Source organism: Frankia sp. Hr75.2 (genome assembly GCF_949319125.1).
Taxonomy (GTDB): domain Bacteria; phylum Actinomycetota; class Actinomycetes; order Frankiales; family Frankiaceae; genus Parafrankia; species Parafrankia soli.
In genome coordinates this window covers 21,259-45,022 of the sequence record NZ_CASGGV010000306.1, presented here as the reverse complement: position 1 = coordinate 45,022, position 23,764 = coordinate 21,259, and the positions used below count along the sequence as shown (strand labels likewise).

Sequence of the window (23,764 nt, the reverse complement as noted above, 5' to 3'; positions counted from 1 at the left end):
TCCGGGTTCGTCCGCCGGCTTGGCTACACCGTTGGCTACATGCGCTCCGATCACGGCGGCTCACGATACGACCCCCGCCAGCGCAGGAGGGTCAGGACGTACTGGCTAGCCCCAGAGAGCATGATGGGGCGTCATGAGCGATATCGGCGACAAGTTGTGGAACACCTCCGTTAGCCCTGCGAACTATTCAGACAGCACCGACCGATACAACAGCGCGATACTTGAGCAATACAAAATCTGCGTCGAGATGGCCGACCGCGTCAGCACCAGGCGCAATCTGACAAACACCTTCTTCCTGTCACTCAACAGTGCGGTGGTTGCGGTGATATCCCTGAAAAGCGACCAATCCCTGGCCACGACGTCCGTTTGGCTACTGGCAGCAGGGCTGGCCATCTTGGTTGCCCAATGCGCCGCATGGTTCGTAATGGTACGCTCCTATCGTCAGCTCAATGCCGCAAAGTACGCGGTGATCGGGGCGTTCGAGGAGCGACTACCGGCCTTCGCATATTCTCGGGCAGAATGGGGACTGCTCGGCAATGGAAGCGACTGGCGCCGATATCTGCCACTAACGCACGTCGAGCGGTGGGTTCCAGCAATCTTCTCCGCCGCCTATGTAGTGGGTTTTCTCTCCATCGTCACGTAATGAGGTGACGGCATCTACCTTCTTACCTTGCGCGCAGCTCGCAATCAGTGAGTTGTGTAACGACCGGCCACATGGCCTTGTCGAGCGCACCGAGGAGCTGATCTTCGATCAGCGAAGGGCGCTCAAGTGGGACGAATTCCGATGTCCAGTCAGACCTAAAATAGATCAGCCCTCGGATTCGGGGGGACAGGATGCGGCTCTGCGCATATCCAGGAAGGCTATATACTTGCCGGCCACCTTCACTCTTCGGACTGTACCCGCGGCGGCGCAATTCTTCCGCTACGAGTAGCCGTACCTCTGCATACTTTTTTCTCCGGAGCGGCACTAGAAGCACCAGCCGTTCCGGAGCTACCGTTCGCACCGCCTCGCCGATCTCCCAGAGGGTTCCCGGTCCACTGCCACAGAGGATGACGACTAGACTCGCCCCCTGCATCAGTGACCGCACTGGCTCCTTCCAGTCGTTCAATGGGAGGTACATGCGCACGGCCCCACGCGGGGCAAGCTTTTCCCCTGGTCTTCCCACAGCCACCATTGGGCCAGCCCAGGACAGGGCCGCGCTGAGCCTTTCCTCCTCACTTCGCCCAGGCGAAATCCAGGCATTTATCCAGCCTGGTGCCAGCGGAAAACGCTCTGGGCGTTCCAACAGACGGTCATCCTTGAAAGGCCGAAGGTAAAGAGTATAGGTTCCCGATTCAAGGTCCCCTGGCGAAGAAATAACGGGACTTAGCATCTTCATCCTCGCGCCCATGAACGAGTTTCCCAGGAGAGTCATAATTACGGCTTGCGACAGGCTGACAGCGACAGCGGCTAGAATCCACCACGAACTTCCATCAGCCGTGAAGAATCGGCGCAGACCCCACAGCGCCATATATAGAGATAGCGAGCCAAGTCCGCATAGAACTGCACCTTGCGCAATCAGCATAAATGGACGATAATGCTGCCCGGCGCGGGTTTCGCCAGGCCGATGAATCGCCATAGAAAACCCGTTCTGGACACGATAATCCCATAGTCGCGACAGTGAGACCTGTGCATGAAAGCGCCTTCTCTTTCCTCGCAAGTACGTATATAGGCCACCAAACACCAGCAAAGGAACAAGGAAGAGATTCCGTCGCTGCGATGGTTCGAAACATATGAGGTAGACCGCATATACGTGTGCCACGGTGCCCACCGCACACAAGTACGTTCCAACTCCCAGGTGCAGCAGTTGTTCTTTCCGCAGCAACCGCGACCGCCGCCTCCAGTAAGATCGGGAGAATTCCTGTTGGGAGGCCTCGACCTCTACGGCATCAGGCTCCCCGGGGCGCACGCGCGAGCCCTCGAAAACAAATATTATCCACGCCACTACAGCGCCACACACTGGGCCCCATACACCTGGCATCAGAAACGAAAAAAGGAAGACCCAGGGGGCCATCATCATTGACGGCCTACGCGGATCACTAGGCTTGTCCGCCATACCACTTCCTTCGACCAAGAGGGCACTTTCTTTCGCTGACTACGTGGACGCGACAATAACCAAAGATCGATCTTACCCGTTGTCCTCTTGAACTTGACGGCGGTCCCGTGATCTGATCAGCAGTTGCTAGGTTGAGGGAGGGAAGCAAAATGACGACGATCGCGGTGACAGGGCACATGAACCTCGAGGAGAACAGCGTGCCTCTCGTACGTGCCGCACTGGATGATCTCGTCCAGCGCTACTCTGGCGATGGCAAGCTGATCGGGGTCTCCTGCGTCGCGGAGGGCGCCGATGCCATCTTCGCCGATGCTGTTCTCACCGCTGGTGGGCAGCTTGTCGTCATCATTCCCTCTCGGGACTACCGCTTGACGGTCGTACGGCCACATCACGCCTCCGTCTTCGACCGCCTCGTCGAGGTCGCCAGCGAGGTTGTCATCCTGCCGTTCGAAGTCGCTAACCAACGAGCGTACGAAGCGGCCAACGCCGCGCTACTCGCACGCGCAGACCGTCTCGTAGCGGTGTGGAACGGGGAGCCCCCGAGCAGCAAGGGCGGCGGCACTGCCGACGCCGTTCTCCAGGCTCGCGCGGCCGGGATCCCGGTGGACGTGGTGTGGCCGGCTGGGGCAATGCGCCAAAGCTGAGGCCTCCCCGGAGCAGCGACAGCTCGGGGAGTGGGCCATGCGACCGTCTGCCATCGCTCTCGCCCGAGCTGCCGGCGGGCGCTCTAGACGAGTCCTGGGAGCTGTCCGTTTGGCCCTATCACCACTTCCGAAGCCATTTCCACAAGCCCTCACGAGCCGAGGAACGCCACGCGCCGTGTCGAGCAGCTCCGCGACCGGGCGGACCTCCCGTGGCTACGACTGCACGATCTTCGCCACGCCTGCGCGACGTTCCTCCTGGCGGCCGGCGTCGAACCGCGGACCGTGATGGAGATCCTCGGGCACACGACGTCCCGGATGACGATGGAGCGCTACGGCCACGCGCTCCCCGAACGCCTGCAAGCCGCGGCCGACGCCATGGACGGCTTCCTCGGTAGTGCGGCCGCGAGCAACCCGGGCAGGAAGGACCGCTGAGCGGTTTGGCTACACGGTTGACTACATAACGATCAAGAGCGGCTGACCTGCGGGCAATAACCGCAGGTCAGGAGGGTGGAGACGAGGGGACTTGAACCCCTAACCCCTGCCTTGCAAAGGCAGTGCTCTGCCAGTTGAGCTACGCCCCCGTGAGGTCGGCCGCCCAGGCGTCGCCGCCCCGAGTGACCGATGCCCCTCAAGAGTACGGCATGACTACCAGCTCGGGGATGGTCCGGCCGGCCCTTGGCCGCTGATGCCTGACCGTCCAGCGGCCACCGCCGGCGCCACGCCGCCACGGGGCGCTCGCTGTTGTCCACCGGCGGGTCGCCGGCTGCCGTCACCCTGCCCCGCGGACGCGTGGGCGGCGTCGTTCTGCAGTAGTCACACCACGTTCATGGTCACGGGCCGTTCACATGGGTCTTCGTTGTGGGCAGTCGAGGTTTCCCGCCGCGACGCTGCCCACCCACGGTGTGTGTCGCACCAGAGTGCCTCGAATCGGCCGTAGCTCGTGACAAACATGCGGCAATGCGTCATGCTCTCCACAACAAGCGTTGTGAACACATATGGCGGGTCTCGTCGACTTGCCCAGTTGGAGCGTTGTTCCTCTGGTTGGGGCTGCGTCCGGTTAGGGCTGTTCTGCCGGCAACGATGCCCGCCTGAGGGCATCGTTGGCGCGACCCGACAGCGGCGAGAAGCGCGCGCTGTGGATAGCTGTGGAAGGTTTCCCGCCGCTGCCGATGGATTTCCCGGGCAACGTGCACCGCCTGCGGAATCCGTTGACGCATTCCCCGTCGCAGTACTACCGCGACCCACCGTGACCGATCGCCAGTCGCAAGGACGAGCAGGCTGCTGCGGGACACCTGGCCGGCTTCGGAATCCGCCGCCTTGTCCAAGGCCGTCGGGGACGCGGCATCAAGGCCTCCGGTCGCCGCACGATGCCCCCATACGGGCAATGTCAGGGTTTTCTCGGACCAAGGCTGTGGACAACCCGCGAGTGGGGCCTACTCGGTCCTACCCGGTCCGGCTGAGGTCGATCGCCCCTCCGGTCCGTCGCCCATCCGTAGCCCATGGCCAGCTGCTGGCCGGCGGGCGGCGGCGTCCGGCGAACGGCGAACGGCGAACGGCAGCGAGCGCCGTCCGGCTGACGCCGGCGGGTGGCGCGCATGACTCTCCACCTGGGAGGGCCTCGGGAGCAGTACCGCCGGGCCTCGAGCCGAGCTCGCCGTTGGAGTGCGACAGCTTTTGATGCGAAGCAAACGTCGTACACTCACGCCCCGCGCGATCACGGCGGTAAATAGCTGACGCAACTCGTCGCGGGTCATGGATGTCGGTTGACACCAAGCAAAATCCGTTGACGTCGACGACACACGCCCCCGAGGGGAACAGGGCGTACCGATCACCGGAACCCTCGCCGGAGTCCGACGTATTTTGTCGCTAAGCAAACGTCGTACACTCACTCCCCGCACGGGCAGCGTCCGAATCCTCCAGCGCACTGCACCTGAGGTCATAGATTCCGGTTGACGGCAAGCAAAATCATTGAGTTTCGCCGACAGAACCCTTGCGGGGCTTGCGCTAGCCGATCCTTCGGACACCCTACCTGGAGACCGTCAACGTTTGACGAAAAGCAAAATAATTAGACAGAACCCAGGCGTGGAATTAGTTCGCGAGCACCTCGAACACCAGCCATGGGTATCGACATCATTTGACAACTCGCAAAATGAACTGCCATGACCATCCACGGGGTTCGTCGATAGATCGACCGGCAACCACCGACGGTTTCTGGAAACGTTTGACGATCAGCAAAATAAAATGACCTTCTCCCGCCAGGGAAATCGATACAGAAGGATGCGGCACGCACCCACGGTCATCGGTTAATTTTGACGATGAGCAAAGATCGGTAACCATCACCTTGGCGGGCATCAGTCACCTGATCATCGCCACGATCCGGGCGGTCATCGTCAACGTTTTACGCCAAGCAAGCTTCGCGAACTGTCACCGTGACGGGACCTCCGGAGCCTGCCGCGCGAGCGAGTGTCGGCCACGACGTTGGTTCCGTGGGCGTCCCGACGGCGGTGCCGGGCACGACGAGCCCGACGGCGGCGGGAGGACGGCGCTCGGGGCGGACTCGAGGCAGGCCTGGGGCAGGATCGAGGTGAGCCCAGGGCAGGATCGGGGCAGGTTCGAGGCCGGCTCGAGGCCGGCTCGAGGCGGGCTCAGCCTCGGCGCAGCGTCGGGTCGATGAAGACGAGCCTGTCCCGGACCTTTGTCGCCAGCTCCCGGAAGTCGGAGAAGCAGCGCCGCACGGCGCTCTGCGTTCCCCCGACGGCGCCGTCCCCGGCCCGGAGCTCGAACATCGGCTTGCGGGCGTCCTGGGCGAGGGGCATCAGCGCCGCGTAGTTCTTCATGGTCGCGATCTCGAAGGAGCGGTCGCCGTCCGCCGGGGCGGCGGCGGAGCCGAGGACAGAAGTGGTGAACACGCCCGGGATGCGGTCGAGCCACCGCCCGTGACCCTTCGACGGCCGGTCCGCGCGGGCCGGCGGCTCGACCAGGATGTAGCCGATCGGCATCATCAGGCCGCGCGGTGCCGGGATCCGCTCGGGGATCCTCGGCAGGATCGTGCCCTGCCAGGTCACCCGCCAGTCACGCAGGGTCGGTCCGATGTTGCGCAGGCCGCGCAGGGAGAAGAGGTCGGCCGCCAGGGGCATGAGGATCGTGTCGGCCGAGAGCAGCGCCGCGCGGTTGATGGCGCCGAGGTTCGGCCCCACATCGATGATCACGATGTCCGCGCCGGTCTCCCTGGCTCCGTGGTCGATGGCGCGGTGCAGCGCGGTGGTGGTGCGCAGCGCGGCGACGTCCCGGCCCAGGAAGCTGTTGGGCCACGCCGCCGAGAGCCGGTCCTCGAAGCTGGCGAGGTTGACGTCCCCGGGCAGTAGCCACAGGCCGTCCTCGACGGTCACCGGCTCGCTCAGCCGGACGTCCCCGACACCTTCCATGATCGGTTCGATGGCCGTGGCCAGGGTGCCGTTGCCGGGCCTGATCCGGCTGCGGCGCGGGTCGAGCACGGCGGGCCGGGGCGCGGACGACCCGAGGCCCTCGTCCTCTTTCCAGAGGCTGGCGAGCTCGTCCTCGTCCAGGAACTGCGCGGTCAGGTTCGCCTGGGGATCGAGGTCCACGGCGAGCACCCGGTGTCCCATCCGCTGGAACATGTGTGCCAGGTGGTAGGCGAGCGTCGTCTTACCCACCCCGCCCTTGTTGTTGAACAGCGCCATCGAGATCACGCGCGGATACCCGCGCGGACACCCGCCCGGCCGCGCACCCGCCCGCGCCGCAAGGCACCGCCGCGGTGGCGTGGCCCGGTCGGACCGACACGGTCACGGCGATCCGGGCAGCCGGCTGCAACGCTCACGAACCGTTCCGTCTGCTCCACACCCGGACATTCTGGATCACGCTGATATCGCCGCGCCGGGCAGGCCGGTGCGATCCGGGTGGGACCAGAGGATGGGATCAGGTCCAGGGGCCCAGCGGCGGCCAGGCCGGAGCGCCGGCGTCCCGGCCGGTCAGCCAGCGCAACGCCGGCAGCGTCGGGACATCCACCCGGACGACTTGCGGGCCCCGCCCCACGGCGCGCGACGGCCGGTCCCCGGGGGTCAGCAGGACGGTGACCTCGGCGGGCAGCCGTTCGGGCAGCAGCCGCGTGCTCCACGCCCACTCCGCCTCGACGTAGGCGGGGCTGAGGTCGTCCCACTCCGGGCCGCCGCGATCGGTCAGCGCGAGGTCGACGAGGTGGATCTCGGCCTCACGCCACCGCAGGAACACCAGGTCCGCCACACTCGTCGCGCCGCGCGCCGCGGTCAGCCCCAGGCCCCCGCGCCAGACATCGACGTGGGTGCCGTCCCAGGCTCGTTCGAGCCGGGCCACCGCGCCGGCGAGGTCGGCGAGCAGCAGGTCGGCCGGCTGGTAGGCGCCCGCCTCGATTCCGCCGTCGCGCTGCGTCAGGCCGCCCGGGTACTGCGCCACGACCCGTCCTTCGGCGGCCGCCCCGAACATCCCGGTGTGGCTGTCGGCGTTCCTCGCCAGGTGGGTGACGAGGTGGCCGACGGTCCAGCCGGGCAGCAGGGACGGGCGGCGGGCGGTCGTGTCGTCGACGCGGGCGACGGCTTCGAGCAGCCTGGCGTGCGACCGCGCGCAACCCAGCAGGATGTCGAGCGGCACGGCGGACGGTGTGTACTCCGGTCCCGGCAGCGGGCTCGGCGCCGCCAACCGCCGCGACGACGGCGACGGCGGCGGCGGCGACGACGAGACCGGTGGGACCGGCGAGAGCGACGGTGAGCCCGAACGAGGCCCGGCGTGGGCATCCATATATCCAGAGTGCTCCTCCGCGCACCGCCGGCGCCACTTCGCCGCGCGCCGGCGGGTAACCGGTCTGCCGCGCGGCGCCACAACATTGCCGCCGCATAGCGGCACGGATCGGCGCGTCCGCCGGCAAACATGCTCAGCACGACGCGAATCAACGACGGAGAGCGCTGATGGATACCGATTCCGCAGGGTCATCCAGCCTTTACAAGGGGATCCCTTGTCGCACGTCAAGCGGGCTGTCACGCTGACCCGGCGCCGACAATGCCGTCGAGCCTGTCCACACCGATGAGCTCACGGAGAAGTCGTGAACAGTGGCGAGGCCAACGCGGTGGTGATCCCGGCCGCCGACGACCACGATGCGCCCGCGTCCCCGCCCGCCGTATCCGCCGCACCCTCGACACCCGCCATCGAGCTCGTCGGTGTCGCGAAGGAATACAGCTCGCGCGCCGGCCTGGTGGGCGCGGTCTCGCGGGTGGATCTCAGCATCGAGCAGGGCGAGTTCTTCTCGCTGCTCGGCCCATCCGGCTGCGGCAAGACCACCACCCTGAGGATGATCGCCGGATTCGAGGAACCGACCCGCGGGCGCATCCTGCTCCACGGCCGCGAGGTCACCGCCGTCCCGCCCAATCGGCGCGATGTGAACCTCGTCTTCCAGAGCTACGCGCTCTTCCCACACCTGGATGTCGCCTCGAATGTAGCCTTCGGGCTGCGGCGCCGCGGGGTCCGCGGCCAGGAGCTGCGCAGGCGGGTCGGCGAGATGCTCGAGCTCGTCGAGCTGTCCGGGCTCGCCGACCGGCGGCCCCGGGCGCTCTCCGGCGGCCAGCAGCAACGGGTCGCGCTCGCCAGGGCGCTGGTGAACCGGCCGCGGGCCCTGCTGCTGGACGAACCGCTCGGAGCCCTCGACCTGAAACTGCGCCAGACGATGCAGATCGAGCTCAAGCGAATACAGCGCGAGGTCGGCATCACGTTCGTGTACGTGACACACGACCAGAGCGAGGCGCTCACGATGTCGGACCGGATAGCGGTGATGAACAGGGGCCGCGTCGAGCAGCTCGCTGCCCCCCCGGGAGATCTACGAAAGGCCTGGCACCCGGTTCGTAGCCGGATTCATCGGCACGTCGAACCTGCTGCGCCGATCGGTGCGGTCCGTCGATCCGGCTGGCGTGGACGGAACTCCGGTGGCGGTTCTCGACTCCGCCGCCGAAGAACGCCTGGTGGTTCCGCTCCGGCCGGAGCTCGGCCGGCCAGCAACCGGATCCGAGTTGGAGATGACCGTCCGGCCGGAGAAAATCACCCTGGGTTTGACACGCCCCGACGGAACGTGCTGTGCGCTGCACGGGCGGGTCACCGAGGTCGTCTATCTGGGCACGTACACGACATACACGGTGTTGACGCACGATGGATCCAAGATCACGGTTTTCTGGCAGAACAGCGCCGACGCGACGAACATCGCAGACCGGGGCGACGAGGTGTGGCTGTCGTGGCTGCCGACGCATTCCTTCGCCCTCGCACCGAGCGCCCACACAAAGAGCACCCCGCCGAGCGCCCTTGCACCGAGCGGCTCCCTGCGGGAAGGCCAGAACCACACGGAGGGACTCGAATCGTGACCAGCAATGACCGGCAGGGAATTCCCGCGGCACCGGGGGCGTCGCACGGGGCGGTTCCCGACCCGGCGCTGCTGCGCGGCCTGACCAGACGTCGTTTCGACCGACGGGACCTCCTGCGCCTCACCGGGGCGGCCGGTAGCGCCGCGCTCCTGGCCGCCTGTGGGGTCAAGGGCGAGGCCGGTGATTCGGCGCAGGCCGCCGACGTCGCCGGCTACTGGACGGGCAAGGCGAAGGCGGGAACGCTCGACTTCGCGAACTGGCCGCTCTACATGGATGTCGGTAGCTCCGACGCGGAGCATCCCTCGCTCGACCTGTTCACCCAGGAGACGGGCATCAAGGTCACCTACCGCGAAGTGGTCCAGGAGAACGAGTCCTTCTTTGCCCAGATCCGGCCCGGTCTCGCCGAGAACCAGCCCGTCGGGTACGACCTGATGGTCCTGACCAACGGCATCACCCTCAGCCGGGTCATCCAGCTCGGCTACCTCGCCCCGCTCGACCACAAGAGGCTGCCCACCTTCGCCGCCAACGCCGACCCGAGCGTCAAGGATCCCGCGTACGACCCGGGAAACCAGTTCACCGTGGCCTGGCAGTCCGGTATCACCGGCATCGCCTACGACCCGGAGAAGACCGGCCGGGAGATCACCGGTTTCGCCGACCTCATGGACCCCGCCTTCGCCGGCAAGGTCGGGATGTTCGGTGAGAACCAGGAGCTGCCGAACCTGGCGCTCCTCGGCATCGGCGTCGCCCCGGCCGACTCCGCTCCGGAGGACTGGCGGCGCGCGGCCGACAAACTGATCGAGCAGCGCGACGCCGGAATCGTCCGCAAGTACTACGACCAGAGCTACATCGACTCGCTCGCGGGCGGCGACCTGTGGATCTCGATGGCGTGGTCGGGGGACGTCTACCAGCAACTCGCGGCCGGGACGAAGCTGAAGTTCGTGGTGCCGGAGGAAGGCGGCCTGATCTGGACCGACAGCATGTGCATCCCGAGGACCGCCGCGCACCCGGTGGACGCCCTCACCTACATGGACTTCGTGTACCGGCCCGACGTCGCCGGGATGCTGGCCGAGTACATCAACTACATAACGCCGGTGCCGGCCGCCCGTGACCACGTCTCCCCCGAGCTGGCCGAATCCACGCTGCTGTTCCCGACCCGCGCGGAGTTCGACCGTGTGCACCGCTTCCGGGTGCTGACGACGGAGGAGGAGACCGAGTGGAACAAGATCTTCCAGCCGGTCTACCAGTCCTAGCGGGCAGCCCCCGCGGCGCGCACGGCCGGGCCGGCGCTGACGACCCAGGCAGCACTAACCACCCAGGCGGTGCTGACGACCCAGGCGGCACCCGCGGCACTGGCACGGAGGTGTCGCGGCGCTCGCGGTGGCGGGTGTCGACGCCGTATCTGCTGGTGCTGCCCGGTGGCCTGTGGCTGGTCGCCTTCTTCGTGATCCCGATGCTGGTCATGCTGTCCATCTCGGTGCAGACCGGCAATGTCGTCGACGGGTTCCGCCAGACGTTCAACATCTCGGTCTACTGGGACGCCATCAGCACCTACGACGTGCAGTTCGTGCGCTCGTTCGTCTACGGCGGGCTCGCCACCCTGGCCACGATCCTGCTCGCCTACCCGATGGCGTACTGGATCGCGTTCCACGCCGGCGAGCGGAAGTCGACCTACCTGTTCCTGGTGCTCCTGCCGTTCTTCGTCTCCTTCGTCATCCGGACGGTCTCCTGGCGCTTCCTGCTTGCCGACGACGGCATCGTGCTCGGCAACCTGAAGGACGCCGGGCTCCTCCCGGAGAACTTCCACGTCCTGGCTACGTCGTTCGCGGTGGTGGCCGGCCTGACCTACAACTTCTTCCCGTTCATGCTGCTCCCCGTCTACGTCGCCCTGGAGCGGGTCGATCCGCGCCTGCTGGAGGCCGCGGCCGACCTCTACGCGTCCCGAACGCGGGCGCTCGGGAGAGTCGTCCTGCCGCTTTCGCTGCCCGGGGTGTTCGCCGGCTGCCTGCTGACGTTCGTCCCGGCGACGTCGGACTTCGTGAACTCGTTCATCCTCGGCGGCACCGACACCACGATGATCGGGAACATCATCCAGACCACCTACCTCACGAACGCGGACTATCCGCTGGCGTCGGCGCTGTCCTTCATTCTGATGGCGGTGCTGCTGATCGGGATCTTCCTGTACGCGCGCGTTCTCGGCACCCGTGACGTGCTGGAGATGAGCACCCGGTGAGCGTGGGCACGCACCCCACCGCGAGACGGACCGGCCGCGGCGAGAAGGCCCTGCGGGTCTACACGTGGCTCATTCTGGCCTGGTTGACCCTGCCCATCGCGACGATGATCGCCTTCAGCTTCAATGACCGGGTCGGAAAACGGAACAACACCTGGAACGGCTTCACCGTGAAACGGACAGGCAAGCACGACCTGCCAGCCGGCGGCTAGGCGGGGCTGGCAGGTGGGCGCGGCCGGCGACCGGGCACGCCCACTCGCCGGCCGGGCCGGTTGGCTTCGGTCAGCGGTTCCCCGCCGCGGACGTCGCCTCGCGCCACAGGTCGATCTCGTCCTTGTTCCTGCGGCGACGGGCGGCGGTGAGGAGTGCGCCGGCGCTCGCCACGAGGGCGACGACAGTGAACTTGCGCATACCGACTCCCCTTCGTCGACTGCCTTCGCCAGCCACCGTATCTCGGCGGGATGGCCCCCGCCCCGACGATCGTGATCCGGTCACGACCGGATCACACCCCCGGCGCCGGGACGCGGCGCGGTGCCGACCGGCCGGAGCACGGGATCAGCGCCGGCAGCCACGCATCAGCGGCCGGTGGCCGTGTATCCGTGGCTGGTGGCCGCGGGTCAGCGCTGGTAGGTCGCCCGCAGCACGGCCCGCGCCAGGGTGTGGAAGGTCAGGTTGAACCCGACGACCGCGGGCGCCACGGTCGCGTCGATCTCCAGCTTCGGGACGTCCACGGCGTGGACGACGAAGACGTACCGGTGCGGCCGGTCTCCCTCGGGGGGCGCCGCGCCGCCGTAGTTCGCCGTGCCCCAGTCGTTACGGACGTGGTACGCCCCGGCCGGCAACCCGGAGAGGTCACCACTTCCGGCGCCCCGCGCCAGCTCCGTCACGCTGGCCGGCACGTCGACGAGCACCCAGTGCCAGAACCCGCTCCCGGTCGGGGCGTCCGGGTCGAAGCAGGTGACGGCGAAGCTCTCGGTCTGCGCGGGGAAACCCGTCCAGGACAGGTGCGGCGACAGGTCCGCGCCGCCGGCGCCGCTGAACACCTGGTCCAGGCCAAGCGGGCTGCCGTCGGTCAGGTCGTCACTGCTCAGCGAGAACGACGGCAGCGGGGGCAGCAGGTCGAGCGGATCCGGTGCGGTGTTGCGGTCCAGCAGGGACATCGGTCGATCCTCTCCTACACGTTGGATGACACTGGCGAGACAGAGCCGACATCCGTCGGCTCTGCGCTTCCCCGCGATGAAACATCAGCGCGCCGGTACGTGTGGAGACGGGTCATGAAGCTGGTCACCGCGATCGTGCGGCCCCACCGCGTCGACGACGTGCGGGCGGCCCTGACAACCTATGGTGTGCACGGGATGACCGTCAGCCAGGTAACCGGATTCGGGCTGGAAATGTGGCGCACCCAGACCTACCGCGGCAACGCCTTCCATGACGAGTCAACCAGCAACATCCGACTGGAGCTGGTGGTGGCGGACTCCGACGCGCCCGACGTGGTGAACGTGATCCGGCGAGCGGCGGCGTCGACGTCCAGCGGGGCCGGAAAGATCTGGGTGCTCCCGGTGGAGGGCCTGGCCCGGATCCGGACCGGCGAGCGGGGCGCCGACGCGCTGTGAGGTCCCCGGCCAGGAGTCGGACATCCCTCCCCAAGACCGGGCGCAATGTGTGCATTGGGACAATACGGGAGCTTTTCGGCTTATGTTGTGTCGCCGGGGCGACATCGGACCCATCGAGCGGATACGGTGGACAGGTTCCGGCGGGTGTCTCCCACTGAATCCCCCCGTATCAGTGGGCCGCCCGCCGGAACCCAGAACATCCTCGAGGCCACGGCCAGACCGCTTCGCGGTGGCCGCACCCGCCGCGGGTCACGCGGCGGATCTCCGCCTCACACTTCCAAACTCCCGGTCAGCGTTCCCGGTCGTTCCCGGATGCTCCCGCTCAGCGAGCGGTACCGAGGAACTCAGCGGTGCCGAGGAGCGGAGTGCCGCCCGCCACCGCCGCGGCGCCCGGCCGGGCCACGCTCCTCCTGGATCGGGGCCTCGCCCTCCCCCGGCCGAGCATCCTGGAATCCCTCGGTGTCGTAGCCGTGCCCGCCGTGCCCGGCCGCACCCGCCGTGCCCGCACGGGGCTGGTCGTAACGTCCGTCGTCGTAGCGGCTCTCCGGCTGCCACCCGTCCGCGTTGCGGTACACGTCCACGGGCTGGTACCCGCCCTGATACCCGCCAGCGGGCTGGTAGCCGCCCGCGCTCTCGTAGCCGCCCGCGAACCCCGCGCCCGGGGCCCGGTCGTGCTCCCGGACCGGGCCGTCCACCCAGGCCGGACCATGGCCGGCGGTGGGCCCGGTACCCGCGGCGTTGGTGGCGTCGGGGGACCCGGCGGCGTCTCCTGTCTTCGCCTTCGTCCGGCGGGCGCGCAGGTACTCGATCAGGATCGGGACCACCGAGATCAACACGATGAGGATCAGCATCGCCTCGAGGTTCTGGCGAATAAAATCGATCTTCCCGAGCAGCGAGCCGAGGACGGTGACCCCGCAGCCCCACAGCAGGCCGCCGATCACGTTGTAGACCACGAACGTCCGGTAGTTCATCCGACTCACCCCGGCGATCACCGGGGTGAAGGTACGCACGATCGGCACGAAACGCGCCAGCACGATCGAGCGGCCACCATGCTTCTCGAAGAACTCGTGCGCCTGCTCCACATACTCCTGCCTGAACAGCCGCGAGTCCGGACGCCGGAACAGCGCCGGACCCGCCTTCCGCCCGAACAGGTAGCCCACCTGGTCACCCGCGATCGCGGCCACACCGATCAGGGCACACGCGAGCCACAGCGGCGTGGACACCTCGTCCTGGGAGATCAGTAGACCGAGGGTGAACAACAGCGAGTCACCCGGCAGGAAGAACCCGACCAGCAACCCCGACTCGGCGAAGACGATCAGAAGGACGACCACCAGGCCGGCCTTCGCCAGACTGTCGGCACTGATGAAGTCCGGCCCCAGGGCCAGAGTGTTCGACGCGAACGTGGTCACTGTCGAGGGCCTCCAGGGAACTCAGGCGACGGGGCCGGCGCCCGCCCGTCCAGGATCTCACGCCACGCAGTCGGCACCGATCCCGCCTCGGGGGAGGTCAGCTCACCCGGTGGCCCGCGCCCCGTACCGACTCGAAACTTGCTATAAGGGGCCTGCGCTCACAAGAAACACAGCGGACGCACAGACGACCTCTTCTCCGCCGAAACTGCCCATAACCTCATTACGTGGCAAGATCCCGGCTGTCTCTGCGCGGACTTGCCCTCACGGCCGTCATTCTGACGGGGCTGCTCACCACCTGCGCGGCGGAGCCGACCCCGACGCCGGCTCCGCCGCCGGCCACCACTCCCCGGGCACCCGGCCTCGGCTACCAGCTCGCCGGGTACGGCCTGGAGGACGTCATGACCGGCGGCAGGCGGGGGTCCACCGAACTCACCGATCTGCCACCCGGCGCCCCTGGTGAGCTCGTCTCATCCGCCGAGGTTCCCGCCCCGGACGGCATGCGCGCCTGGCGGATGATCTATCACTCGCGCGGGCCCCTCAACGAGGACCGCCTGGTCACGGGCCTCGTCGTCGCCCCGGCCGGTACCTCCGCCATTCCCGCCGGCGGCCGCCGACTGATCTCCTTCGGCCACGGCACCACCGGGATCAACGACTCGTGCGCGCCGTCACGGGCCGAGCCGCCGCTGTCGGCGGTGGGCGGGGTGCTGCCCCTCGTCCGGGCCGGCAACGTGCTGGCCGTCACCGACTACATCGGCCTGGGTGGGCCCGGCGAGCATCCGATCTACGTCGCCGACACCGAAGGACGGGCGCTCCTCGACGCCGCCCGTGCCGCGCACTCGCTCTCCGACGCCCGAGCAGGGCGTGACGTCGTGCTCTGGGGCTACTCCCAGGGCGGTCAGGCAGCGCTCGCCGCCGGTGGGCTGGCCGCGTCGTACGCGCCCGACCTGCGGGTGCACGGGGCGGCGGCGACGGCACCGTTGGCGGACCTGCCCACCTCGCTGCGCCTGCTCGACCGCACCGTGTCGGACGGCGTCGCCTACGTGCTGCTCGCCGCGCTCGGCCTCGCCGCCGCGGATCCCACCATCGATCTGAACGCCATCCTGACCCAGACCGGGCGGCGGCTGACCGCCGTGGCGCGCAACCAGTGCGCCGTCGGCCTGCTGAAGGCCAGCCAGGGGGAGTCCACGTCGAGCGTGTTCACCGCGGATCCGTTCACCACGGAGCCGTTCGCGGCCGGGTTCGCGCGCCAGTGGCAGCAGACACGGCTCCCCGGGCCGCCCGAACTCGTGCTCCAGGGCGACCTGGACACGGTGATCCACCGGTCCACCACCGACGGCGTCGTCAGCGGGCTGTGCGCCAGCGGCGGTCCGGTCGAATACCACCGGTACGGGCTGGCCGACCACGGCACGATCCTCGGGGTCTCGATGGCCGATCTGACCAGCTGGATCAACGCCCGGTTCGTCGGGACGAAGCCACCAGGAGACATCTGCGCCCGCCCCTGAGCATCACCCCGCCGGCGGGTGGCGGTGCTCCGCGGCGACCCGGTGCTCGGTGCCCCGCTGTTCGGCGGAATGTCGCTCGGCCGGACGGTGCTCGGCCGGACGGTGCTCGGCGGCGATCCCGAAGCCGCGGCGGATCGGGGCGTCGGTCGGGCCGACCGGGTCCAGGCGCACCGGCGACAGGCCCACCCGCTCGGGGTGGTCGGCGACATCGTCATCGGTCGTCTCGGTGCCGCTGGTCCCGGTCTCGCCGGTGCCGGCCGCGTGCCCGGGTACCTGCTCCCGGTCGACGTCGCCGCGGTCCGCCGGCCCACGGGGCGCGGTCTCGCCGGAGGTGGCCTCGTCGAGGGCCTCAAGGCGGGACAGGTCCGCGGCCGACACCAGCGCGGCGACCGACTTTCCGTGCCGGGTGAGGCTGACGCGCTCCCCGCTGAAGGCGACCCGGCTGACGAGATCCGACAGCTCCGCGCGCGCCTGGGTGACCGGGATCTGGCGCGTCATGGGTTCTCGATGTACGTTCTGTACAGAACGAACAGTGAGGAGAGACTGTCCATGAAAGCAGTGTGTCATCGGAAGGGCCTTCTCTGCCCATCCACACCCGTGAAGATCGACCCGGTTCTGGGCGTTCCCGGTTCCGGCGGGCTGATCGGCGCCGACATCGGCCCGGTCGGCGGCTCGCTCAACAGCTCGCCCGGCGGGCCGGTCAGTGGCTCGTTCGGCAGGCCGGCAGCGGGCGCGGCCGGCCCCCCGTCCGCGGCGCCGCTGGGCTCGACCCTGGACGAGCAGATCTATCAACGGCTGCTGGACGACCGGATCGTCTTCGTCGGCGCCGCCGTCGACGACGCCCTCGCGAACCGGGTGTGCGCGCAGCTCCTGCTGCTCACCCGGGCCAGCAGGCGCCAGGACATCTCGCTGTACATCAACTCGCCGGGCGGCTCGGTCGACGCGGGAATGGCGATCTACGACACGATGCAGTTCATCGAGAACGACGTCGCGACCTACGCGCTCGGGCTGGCGGCCTCGATAGGCCAGTTCCTGCTCACCGCGGGCACCGCCGGCAAGCGGTTCGCGCTGCCGAACGCGCGGATCATGATGCACCAGCCACACGGGGGCGTCGGTGGCACGGCGTCCGACATCGCCATCCAGGCCGAGCAGGCGCTGCACACCCGCCGCCGGATGCAGGAGCTGATCGCCGAGCACAGCGGTCACTCCGTGGCGGAGATCGCCGCCGACTCGGACCGCGACCGCTGGTTCACCGCGGCGGCGGCGAAGGAGTACGGGCTCGTCGATGCCGTCGTGGAGCACGTCCGGCGCGTGCCCGCCGGCTTCACCCGCTGACCGGGCGCTACGCGGGGCCGAAGGCCTGCCCGGCGCCCCTCGCCGCGGCGAGGGAGAACTCGACAAGCCGGCGGTGGTAGGCCGTGACCGCACCGGGCGGCTGCTCGCCCGGCTCGTCGCCCGGGCTACCCGGGCCGCCCGAGCCGGCGCGCGGCCGCCCGAACGCCTGGCGCCCGAAGGCCTGACGGGTCAGCAGGGCGCCGAGGAACGCGGCGGCGGCCAGATCGGTGTCGAGGTCGGAGCGGATCTCTCCGCGCCGCCGCGCGTCGTGGAACGCGTCCTGCACGGCGGCCGCGCAGCGGTCGACCGACTCCCGCCGGAACGCCTCGTACAGCCCGGGGTACCGGGGCAGCTCGGCCAGGCATCGGGCGAGGATCGACATCCGCGGCTCGGTGAAGACGGCGTCCACCAGAGGTGCCAGTCGTAGGAGATCCTCGCGCAGGGATCCGGTGCGCGGCGGCACGAGGCCGGCGGCCAGCGTGCCCAGTGCGGCGAGGACGAGATCGTCCCTGGTCGCCCACCGGGCGTAGATGCCCCGCTTCGCCACGCCCGCGCGGGCGGCGACGCTGTTGACGCTGAACCCGCCGACGCCGCGACCAGCCAGTTCGTCGACGGCGGCCCGCAGCACACGGTCGTCGATCGTCGCGTCGCGAGGACGGCCCCGACGTGGCCGCACACACTCCGCGGCCGGGTCATCGGGGGGCATCTGTCAAGAGTAAGGGCCGCCCGTTGGGCACCGTGCTCACGGAGAGCGGAGCTACCTGGCGGTGTGGGTCACAGCATGCCGGCGAATATTCGAGCCGTGACACCGGTTGTGACCGGCGGGTGTGCCTGCACCCTCAGTTACCCCACGAAATCTCGGGGTACCTCGCGAACGGACCGCACGACCAGACCGCACGTCCAGACCAGCCGACGAACAGAGGAACCGATGGCCGCACCGCTCTACACCGCCACGTCCACCGCCTGGGGCGGCCGCGATGGCCGCGTGGTGTCCAACGACAACCGCATCGACCTGCAGCTGTCCATGCCGAAGGGACTGGGCGGGGACGACGGGCCCGGCACGAACCCCGAGCAGCTCTTCGCCACGGGCTACGCCGCCTGCTTCCACGGCGCGCTGAAGGCCGTCGCCCGGGAACGCAAGATCGACGTGACCGACTCGGCGGTCACCGTGTCGGTCAGCATCAGCCGCACCGACGAGGGCCTCGACCTGTCCACCCGCATCGAGGCGCAGATCCCGGGCGTCGACCCGGCGACCGGCCGTGAGCTGCTCGACCTCGCGCACGCCAAGTGCCCGTACTCGCGGGCCACCCGGGGCAACATCGCCGCGGAGGTGACGCTGGTCGACGGCGACAGCTGAGCGGGCGACACCCGCCGCAGGGAGCCCGCCGAAAAGAGCCCGGGGACGGGTCAGCCAACGGACGGACAAGAGGTGGGACAGGCGGTTCGAGCCCTTAGCACCGATTACGAGCCGTCATGGGCTTTGTTGTGGAGCAAGGGCAAGTGTCCCGATTCCGTGAAGATCGCTGCCCAATGTCCTAGTGTGCCAAGCAACGGCGCTGTCCTCGGGCTCGCGGGACCCGCAGGAGGCCGCGAGCGATGGAGGGCGCACCGTTGCGGATAGCGTTGCTGTCGTACCGAAGTCTGCCTACTTGTGGTGGCCAGGGGGTGTACGTACGGCAGCTCTCGCGTGAACTGGTGACTTTGGGTCATCAGGTTCAGGTGGTGAGCGGGCCGCCGTACCCGGACCTCGACCCGGGAGTCGGACTCACCAGGCTTCCGAGCCTCGATCTCTACCGCGACGGGGACCCCTTCCGTTGGCCGGGGTTCCGCGAGTTCCGCTCGCTGGCCGACGTCGTCGAGTTCGGCATGATGCGCACCGGGCAGTTCTCGGAGCCGCTGGCGTTCTCGATCCGGGCCTTCGAGGCGCTCCGGCCGCGGCGTGGCCAGGGCCGGCCCGACTTCGACATCGTGCACGACAACCAGGGGCTGGGCTACGGCCTGCTGCCGCTGCGCCGGGCGTTGCGGCCCTACGGCATCCCGGTCGTGTCGACGATCCACCACCCGATCACCGTCGACCGGCGCCTGCACCTCGCCGCCACGACCGGTCGCCGTGCCGCGCTGGGCGTGCGCCGCTGGTACTCGTTCCTGCCCATGCAGGCACGGGTGGCCCGTGGTCTCGACGGCGTGGTGGTTCCCTCCGAGAGCTCCCGGCACGAGATCGTCGCCGACATGAACGTCCCCATCGAGAACCTGCACACCGTCCCGCTCGGCGTGGAGGCCGACGTGTTCACCCCGCGGCCGGCACCGCCGTCCGACGCCGGGAACAGCACCGTCGCCCCGGTACAGGGGCGGATCATCGTGGTGACCAGCGCGGACGTCCCACTCAAGGGGCTGATGGTGCTGCTGGAGGCGCTGGCGAAGCTGCGGGCCGAGCGCTCGGCGCACCTGGTGTGCATCGGGAAGGTCCGCGAGGGCGGGGCCGCGCAGCGCCAGGTTGGCGAGCTCGGGCTCACCGAGGCGGTGACGTTCCGGTCGAACGTCCCGCAGGCGGAGATGGTGGACCTGCTGCGGTCCGCCGAGGTCGCCGTCGTCCCGTCCCTCTACGAGGGCTTCAGCCTGCCCCTGGTCGAGGAGATGGCGTGCGGGCTGCCGCTGGTCGCGACCACCGCGGGCGCCCTGCCCGAGGTGGCCGGGCCGAACGGCGAGGCCGCGCTGCTGGTGCCGCCCGGCGACGCCGGCGCGCTCGCGGGCGCGATCGCCACGCTGCTCGACGACCCCGAACTGCGCGCGCGGATGGGCGCCGCCGGCCGCCGCCGCGTGGAGGAACGGTTCTCCTGGCAGGCCGCCGCCGCCGGCACCGCGGCCTGGTACGAACGGCAGATCGCGGCCGTGCGGGCGGCCGTCCCGGGCAGTGGGCCACCGCCCGTCGCCGCCTCGACCGGCGCGGCGGCACCGGTCGAGCCGGCATGCTGACCGTCGACTTCACCCGGTTCCCCGTCCCGCGCGACACCCGGGTTCTCGACCTGGGCTGCGGCGCGGGGCGGCACTCCTTCGAGGCGTTCCGCCGGGGCGCACACGTGATCGCCCTCGACTACTCGGCCGACGAGGTCACCGGCGTCGGCGCGATGCTCGCCGCCATGTCCGCCGAGGGCCAGGTTCCCGCCGGCGCCCGTGCGGCGCCCGTGCGCGGCGACGCGCTGGCGCTGCCGTTCGCGGACGACACCTTCGACCGGGTCATCGCGGCCGAGGTCCTGGAGCACCTGCCCGAGGACACCGGCGCGATGGCCGAGCTGGCCCGCGTGCTGCGCCCCGGCGGGTTCGCGGCGGTCACCGTGCCCGCCCGCCTCCCGGAACGGGTCTGCTGGGCGCTGTCGGACGACTACCACAACGTCGAGGGCGGCCACATCCGCATCTACCGGCGCGACCAGCTGATCGAGAAGCTGCGCGCCAACGGCCTCGAGCTGGTCGGCCAGCACCGCGCGCACTCCCTGCACGCCCCCTACTGGTGGCTGCGCTGCCTGGTCGGCGTGCACGACGACGACCACCCCGCCACGAAGCTGTACCACCGCCTCCTGGTCTGGGACATGATGCGCCGCCCGGCGCTCACCCGGACGGCCGAACGCCTGCTGGACCCGGTGCTCGGCAAGAGCATCGTGCTCTACCTGCGCAAGCCGCGCCCCAGGCCGGAGCCGCCGGCGCGCTCACCGACGCAGGCAGGGGCGACGACGGACGCGCAGGCGGTTGCGGCAGCGGACGCGGCGGCGCAGGCGGGTACGGACGCGCTGGCCGCACGGGCCGGCGGCAGGACACCGGAGGTCGAGCGTGCGGCCAGGTGAGTCGGCGACGGGTGCTCCCCTCCTCTCCCCCGAGGCGCTGCGCGCCACCGCGGACGCGATAGCCGCGGCCCAGGAGCCCGACGGGGCGATCCCGTGGTTCGCGGGCGGCCACACCGACCCGTGGGACCACCTGGAATGCGCGATGGCGCTGCTGGTCACCGGCCGGGTCGACGCCGCCGACGCCGCGTGGGACTGGCTGCACCGCCGCCAGCGCCCGGACGGCTCCTGGGCCACCAGCCACGTCGGCGGAGCAGTCAAGGAGGACTTCGCCGACAGCAACCAGTGCGCCTACGTGGCGACGGCCCTGTGGCACCGCTGGCTCGTCACCGGCGACCGCGCTTTCGTGACCCGCATGTGGCCGGTCGCCCGGGCTGCCCTGGACTTCGTCGTGGACATGCAGGCCCCCGGCGGCCAGATCTGGTGGGCCCGCACCCCGACCGGCGAGGACTACCCCGAGGCACTCGTCACCGGATGCTCGTCCACCCTGCACAGCCTGCGGTGCGGCCTCGGCCTCGCCGCGCTGGTCGGCGAGGCGCGGCCGGAATGGGAGGTCGCCGCCGGCGCGCTGTGGCACGCGCTGCGCCGCCATCCCGAGTACTTCATGCCGCGGGACCGCTGGTCGATGGACTGGTACTACCCGGTGATCGGCGGCGCGCTGCGCGGCGCGGAGGGGCGGGCCCGGCTGCGCTCCCGGTGGGACGAGTTCGTCGTGCCCGGTCTCGGCATCCGCTGCGTGGACGACGAACCATGGGTCACCGGCGCCGAGACCTGCGAACTCGCCATCGCGCTGCACCTGGTGGGCGAGACCGAGGCGGCGGCCGGCCTCGTCCGGGAGATGCAGCACCTGCGGGCCCCCGGCGGGGCCTACTGGACCGGCTGGCAGTTCGCCGACGGATGCCACTGGCCGGAGGAGCAGTCGACCTGGACGGCGGCCGCCGTCGTACTGGCCGTCGACACCCTGGCCGGTGGCCCCACCGAACGCACCTTCCGCGGGGACGATCTGCCCGAGGGCCTGCACGTCGTGCACCGCGACGACCTGCCCGAGCCACGCGACCCGTCGACGCCCCGCACCGGACGAGGCACGGCCGGTGAACGGGCGCCGCGCGGCGAGCGGCGGGCCGGCGACCTCGCCACCCCCGGTCGGGGCGGCGAGGCGCTCACCGGTCCGTGGCGCGCGTGCGGGTGTGACTCAGAAGAGCCGGCGGAGGACCCGCAGCGATCCCGTGCGTGACATCTCGCTGAAGCCGTCCCGAACGGCGCGAAGCAGGACGTGGTACGGCGCCTGACCGCCGTCAGCGGGGTCGGGGAACACGTCATGGATCACCAGCCGGCCACCGGGACGCACGTGGCGGGCCCAGGCCTCGTAGTCGGCCTGCGCCTGCTTCTCGGTGTGCCCACCATCAAGGAACAGCAGGTCGATGGGGGTGGACCACCACCGCCCGACGATCTCGGACCGCCCTACCACCACGGTGACGACGTCCTCGACCCCGGCGGCCTCCAGGGTCGTGCGCAGCGTGGGCAGCGTGTCCAGCCGGCCGGTGCGGGGGTCGACGAGCGTGGTGTCGTGGTACTCCCAGCCTGACTGGTTCTCCTCCGATCCCCGATGATGATCGACCGTGACGACCGCGGCGCCGACGAGCCGGGCGGCGGCAGCAAGGTAGAGAGTGGATTTCCCGCAGTAGGTGCCGATCTCGCAGATCAGTCCGCCACCAGGCAGTTCGGCCGCGGCCGCGTGCAGCGCCAGTCCTTCCTCGGGTGGCATGAAGCCCTTGGCGGCCTCGGCCGCCTGCCGCAACGCCACGTCCACGTTGTCTCCTCGTCCCAGTGTCAGAGGATCCGAGAGGCGGATCCGGGGTACGCGACCGGCGGGATGGACCCGCCCGGCGCCCCGCCCCGCCGCCGATGCCGCTCGCCCGTCTTACCAGATCAGGCAAACCGGACGCATCGGATGTATGGACTCACGACCGTGCCTCGGCGCACCCACATGGCTACGGGATGGGGTCGGACCACTGGCCCGATCAGGCTTTACCTCCCGAGGTTCCGCCGGCACGGCCCGGCATGGGTCGGTTGTCCGACACGTCACTCGATCACATCCTGCCCGGATGCCACCCGGAACGCACGCAATGAACAGGGATATCCACAGCATCATCCACAGGTTTATCCACAGCCCTGTGCACAGAGCACAGCACCCTGGCAAGCACGACACCCCTGAAGCACACGGCCGGCCACGGGAACATGGCAATTCCGGAGCGCCCGGCGGAGCTCCGGGGAGGGACAGCGAGACGCCCGAACCCGGGGACGCCAGGGCACCGGGGCACACCAGGACACGGAAGCCTCGGGCCACCGGGCCACAGGAGCCCTCGGGACCCCGCCTCACAGCGTCCTGGGCGCCTCCCGGGCCTCACGGACCCCCGGACACTCCCCGGCCCCCGGATCCGGGATCCCGGATCCCGGATCCCGCCGGCATGGTCGTCGCCGATGTGAGCGTCATCGCGGAGCGTCCTGGACGAGTTGGACCCCTATATGGAAAGCCCCGCGCACGAATCCGTGGGCGGGGCTGAGAGAATCAAATCTTGATCAGATGAAGATGCAGGCCGAACGCCTGGTGCCTATGGGTGGACCTAGGTGGACTTGAACCACCGGCCTCTTCCTTATCAGGGAAGCGCTCTAACCGACTGAGCTATAGGTCCTGGCTTCTGATGAGAGTACA

23 protein-coding genes, 2 tRNA genes and 1 pseudogene are annotated in these 23,764 nt (G+C 69.3%); 15 read left to right on the top strand and 11 right to left on the bottom strand.

Features of this window, described 5'->3' with window-relative positions; genetic code table 11:
- Positions 1-133 precede the first annotated feature (133 nt).
- The 3 genes from AC559T_RS25780 (at position 134) to AC559T_RS25770 (ending at position 3,169) form a co-directional block, all read left to right on the top strand.
- On the top strand, positions 134-643 hold the full coding sequence (locus AC559T_RS25780; protein ID WP_498870350.1) for a RipA family octameric membrane protein: 510 nt from the start codon (positions 134-136) through the stop codon (positions 641-643).
- Between the two features lie 1,602 nt (positions 644-2,245).
- A complete protein-coding gene (locus AC559T_RS25775) occupies positions 2,246-2,737 on the top strand; it encodes a hypothetical protein (RefSeq protein WP_498870349.1) in 492 nt (163 codons plus the stop codon).
- 117 nt (positions 2,738-2,854) lie between these two features.
- Positions 2,855-3,169: a tyrosine-type recombinase/integrase gene (locus AC559T_RS25770; protein WP_498870353.1), complete on the top strand. Its 315-nt coding sequence runs from the start codon at positions 2,855-2,857 to the stop codon at positions 3,167-3,169.
- Between the two features lie 76 nt (positions 3,170-3,245).
- Here the strand turns inward: AC559T_RS25770 and AC559T_RS25765 are convergent.
- The 4 genes from AC559T_RS25765 to AC559T_RS25750 form a co-directional block, all read right to left on the bottom strand.
- A tRNA-Ala gene (locus tag AC559T_RS25765) sits at positions 3,246-3,318 on the bottom strand.
- A 1,549-nt stretch (positions 3,319-4,867) separates the two neighbouring features.
- Positions 4,868-5,089, bottom strand: coding sequence for a hypothetical protein (locus AC559T_RS25760; protein ID WP_498870348.1), 222 nt, complete (start codon positions 5,087-5,089; stop codon positions 4,868-4,870).
- Positions 5,090-5,382: 293 nt separating this feature from the next.
- Positions 5,383-6,447, bottom strand: a complete 1,065-nt coding sequence (locus AC559T_RS25755) for a ParA family protein (RefSeq protein WP_368953437.1) — start codon at positions 6,445-6,447, stop codon at positions 5,383-5,385.
- A gap of 226 nt (positions 6,448-6,673) precedes the next feature.
- Entirely contained in the window at positions 6,674-7,381 is a 708-nt protein-coding gene (locus AC559T_RS25750) for a maleylpyruvate isomerase family mycothiol-dependent enzyme (protein ID WP_498870347.1), read from the bottom strand.
- A 448-nt stretch (positions 7,382-7,829) separates the two neighbouring features.
- Here AC559T_RS25750 and AC559T_RS25745 point away from each other — a divergent pair.
- From AC559T_RS25745 to AC559T_RS25725, 5 genes and pseudogenes are all read left to right on the top strand, one after another.
- Positions 7,830-8,357: pseudogene (locus AC559T_RS25745) on the top strand (ABC transporter ATP-binding protein); the annotation flags it as partial.
- Positions 8,358-8,793: 436 nt separating this feature from the next.
- Entirely contained in the window at positions 8,794-9,132 is a 339-nt protein-coding gene (locus AC559T_RS25740; RefSeq protein WP_498870352.1) for a TOBE domain-containing protein, read from the top strand.
- On the top strand, positions 9,129-10,382 hold the full coding sequence (locus AC559T_RS25735; RefSeq protein ID WP_498870351.1) for a polyamine ABC transporter substrate-binding protein: 1,254 nt from the start codon (positions 9,129-9,131) through the stop codon (positions 10,380-10,382). The genes AC559T_RS25740 and AC559T_RS25735 overlap by 4 nt, the downstream gene beginning before the upstream one ends.
- A 134-nt stretch (positions 10,383-10,516) precedes the next feature.
- Entirely contained in the window at positions 10,517-11,362 is an 846-nt protein-coding gene (locus AC559T_RS25730) for an ABC transporter permease (RefSeq protein WP_498870346.1), read from the top strand.
- Positions 11,363-11,364: 2 nt separating this feature from the next.
- A complete protein-coding gene (locus tag AC559T_RS25725; RefSeq protein WP_498870345.1) occupies positions 11,365-11,571 on the top strand; it encodes a hypothetical protein in 207 nt (68 codons plus the stop codon).
- Between the two features lie 70 nt (positions 11,572-11,641).
- On the opposite strand, the gene AC559T_RS25720 is transcribed toward AC559T_RS25725, so the two are convergent.
- Both AC559T_RS25720 and AC559T_RS25715 read right to left on the bottom strand, forming a co-directional pair.
- Entirely contained in the window at positions 11,642-11,770 is a 129-nt protein-coding gene (locus AC559T_RS25720; protein WP_018504118.1) for a DLW-39 family protein, read from the bottom strand.
- A 206-nt stretch (positions 11,771-11,976) separates the two neighbouring features.
- The gene (locus tag AC559T_RS25715; RefSeq protein ID WP_012157465.1) at positions 11,977-12,519 is read right to left on the bottom strand and encodes a YbhB/YbcL family Raf kinase inhibitor-like protein; all 543 of its coding nucleotides are present in this window, start codon (positions 12,517-12,519) and stop codon (positions 11,977-11,979) included.
- A 114-nt stretch (positions 12,520-12,633) separates the two neighbouring features.
- On the opposite strand from AC559T_RS25715, the gene AC559T_RS25710 reads away from it, so the two are divergent.
- Positions 12,634-12,972, top strand: coding sequence for a P-II family nitrogen regulator (locus tag AC559T_RS25710; RefSeq protein ID WP_248830673.1), 339 nt, complete (start codon positions 12,634-12,636; stop codon positions 12,970-12,972).
- A 344-nt stretch (positions 12,973-13,316) separates the two neighbouring features.
- Here the strand turns inward: AC559T_RS25710 and AC559T_RS25705 are convergent, their stop codons facing one another.
- Complete coding sequence (locus AC559T_RS25705) at positions 13,317-14,381, bottom strand: DedA family protein (protein ID WP_498870344.1); 1,065 nt, start codon at positions 14,379-14,381, stop codon at positions 13,317-13,319.
- 224 nt (positions 14,382-14,605) lie between these two features.
- Here AC559T_RS25705 and AC559T_RS25700 point away from each other — a divergent pair, with 224 nt between their 5' ends.
- On the top strand, positions 14,606-15,883 hold the full coding sequence (locus AC559T_RS25700; RefSeq protein WP_498870343.1) for a lipase family protein: 1,278 nt from the start codon (positions 14,606-14,608) through the stop codon (positions 15,881-15,883).
- A gap of 3 nt (positions 15,884-15,886) precedes the next feature.
- On the opposite strand, the gene AC559T_RS25695 is transcribed toward AC559T_RS25700, so the two are convergent.
- Positions 15,887-16,381, bottom strand: coding sequence for a type II toxin-antitoxin system Phd/YefM family antitoxin (locus tag AC559T_RS25695; RefSeq protein ID WP_498870342.1), 495 nt, complete (start codon positions 16,379-16,381; stop codon positions 15,887-15,889).
- A 261-nt stretch (positions 16,382-16,642) separates the two neighbouring features.
- On the opposite strand from AC559T_RS25695, the gene AC559T_RS25690 reads away from it, so the two are divergent.
- Positions 16,643-17,218 (top strand): ATP-dependent Clp protease proteolytic subunit, encoded by a 576-nt coding sequence (locus AC559T_RS25690; protein WP_071065067.1) that lies wholly within the window; start codon positions 16,643-16,645, stop codon positions 17,216-17,218.
- A gap of 7 nt (positions 17,219-17,225) precedes the next feature.
- On the opposite strand, the gene AC559T_RS25685 is transcribed toward AC559T_RS25690, so the two are convergent.
- The gene (locus AC559T_RS25685) at positions 17,226-17,924 is read right to left on the bottom strand and encodes a TetR/AcrR family transcriptional regulator (protein WP_498870341.1); all 699 of its coding nucleotides are present in this window, start codon (positions 17,922-17,924) and stop codon (positions 17,226-17,228) included.
- Positions 17,925-18,146: 222 nt separating this feature from the next.
- Between AC559T_RS25685 and AC559T_RS25680 the strand changes: the two genes are divergently transcribed.
- The 4 genes from AC559T_RS25680 (at position 18,147) to AC559T_RS25665 (ending at position 22,285) form a co-directional block, all read left to right on the top strand.
- Complete coding sequence (locus AC559T_RS25680) at positions 18,147-18,575, top strand: organic hydroperoxide resistance protein (RefSeq protein ID WP_012157459.1); 429 nt, start codon at positions 18,147-18,149, stop codon at positions 18,573-18,575.
- A 239-nt stretch (positions 18,576-18,814) separates the two neighbouring features.
- A complete protein-coding gene (locus AC559T_RS25675; RefSeq protein WP_498870340.1) occupies positions 18,815-20,191 on the top strand; it encodes a glycosyltransferase family 4 protein in 1,377 nt (458 codons plus the stop codon).
- Positions 20,185-21,054, top strand: coding sequence for a class I SAM-dependent methyltransferase (locus AC559T_RS25670; RefSeq protein ID WP_112108415.1), 870 nt, complete (start codon positions 20,185-20,187; stop codon positions 21,052-21,054). The genes AC559T_RS25675 and AC559T_RS25670 overlap by 7 nt, the downstream gene beginning before the upstream one ends.
- Entirely contained in the window at positions 21,041-22,285 is a 1,245-nt protein-coding gene (locus AC559T_RS25665) for a prenyltransferase/squalene oxidase repeat-containing protein (protein WP_112108416.1), read from the top strand. Before AC559T_RS25670 ends, AC559T_RS25665 begins: the two co-directional genes overlap by 14 nt.
- Here AC559T_RS25665 and AC559T_RS25660 read toward each other — a convergent pair.
- Together AC559T_RS25660 and AC559T_RS25655 are read right to left on the bottom strand one after the other, a co-directional pair.
- Positions 22,244-22,861, bottom strand: coding sequence for a class I SAM-dependent methyltransferase (locus AC559T_RS25660; protein ID WP_071065024.1), 618 nt, complete (start codon positions 22,859-22,861; stop codon positions 22,244-22,246). The two genes, AC559T_RS25665 and AC559T_RS25660, sit on opposite strands and share 42 nt — an antisense overlap.
- 809 nt (positions 22,862-23,670) lie before the next feature.
- Positions 23,671-23,744: transfer RNA gene (locus AC559T_RS25655), tRNA-Ile, on the bottom strand.
- Positions 23,745-23,764 lie beyond the last annotated feature (20 nt).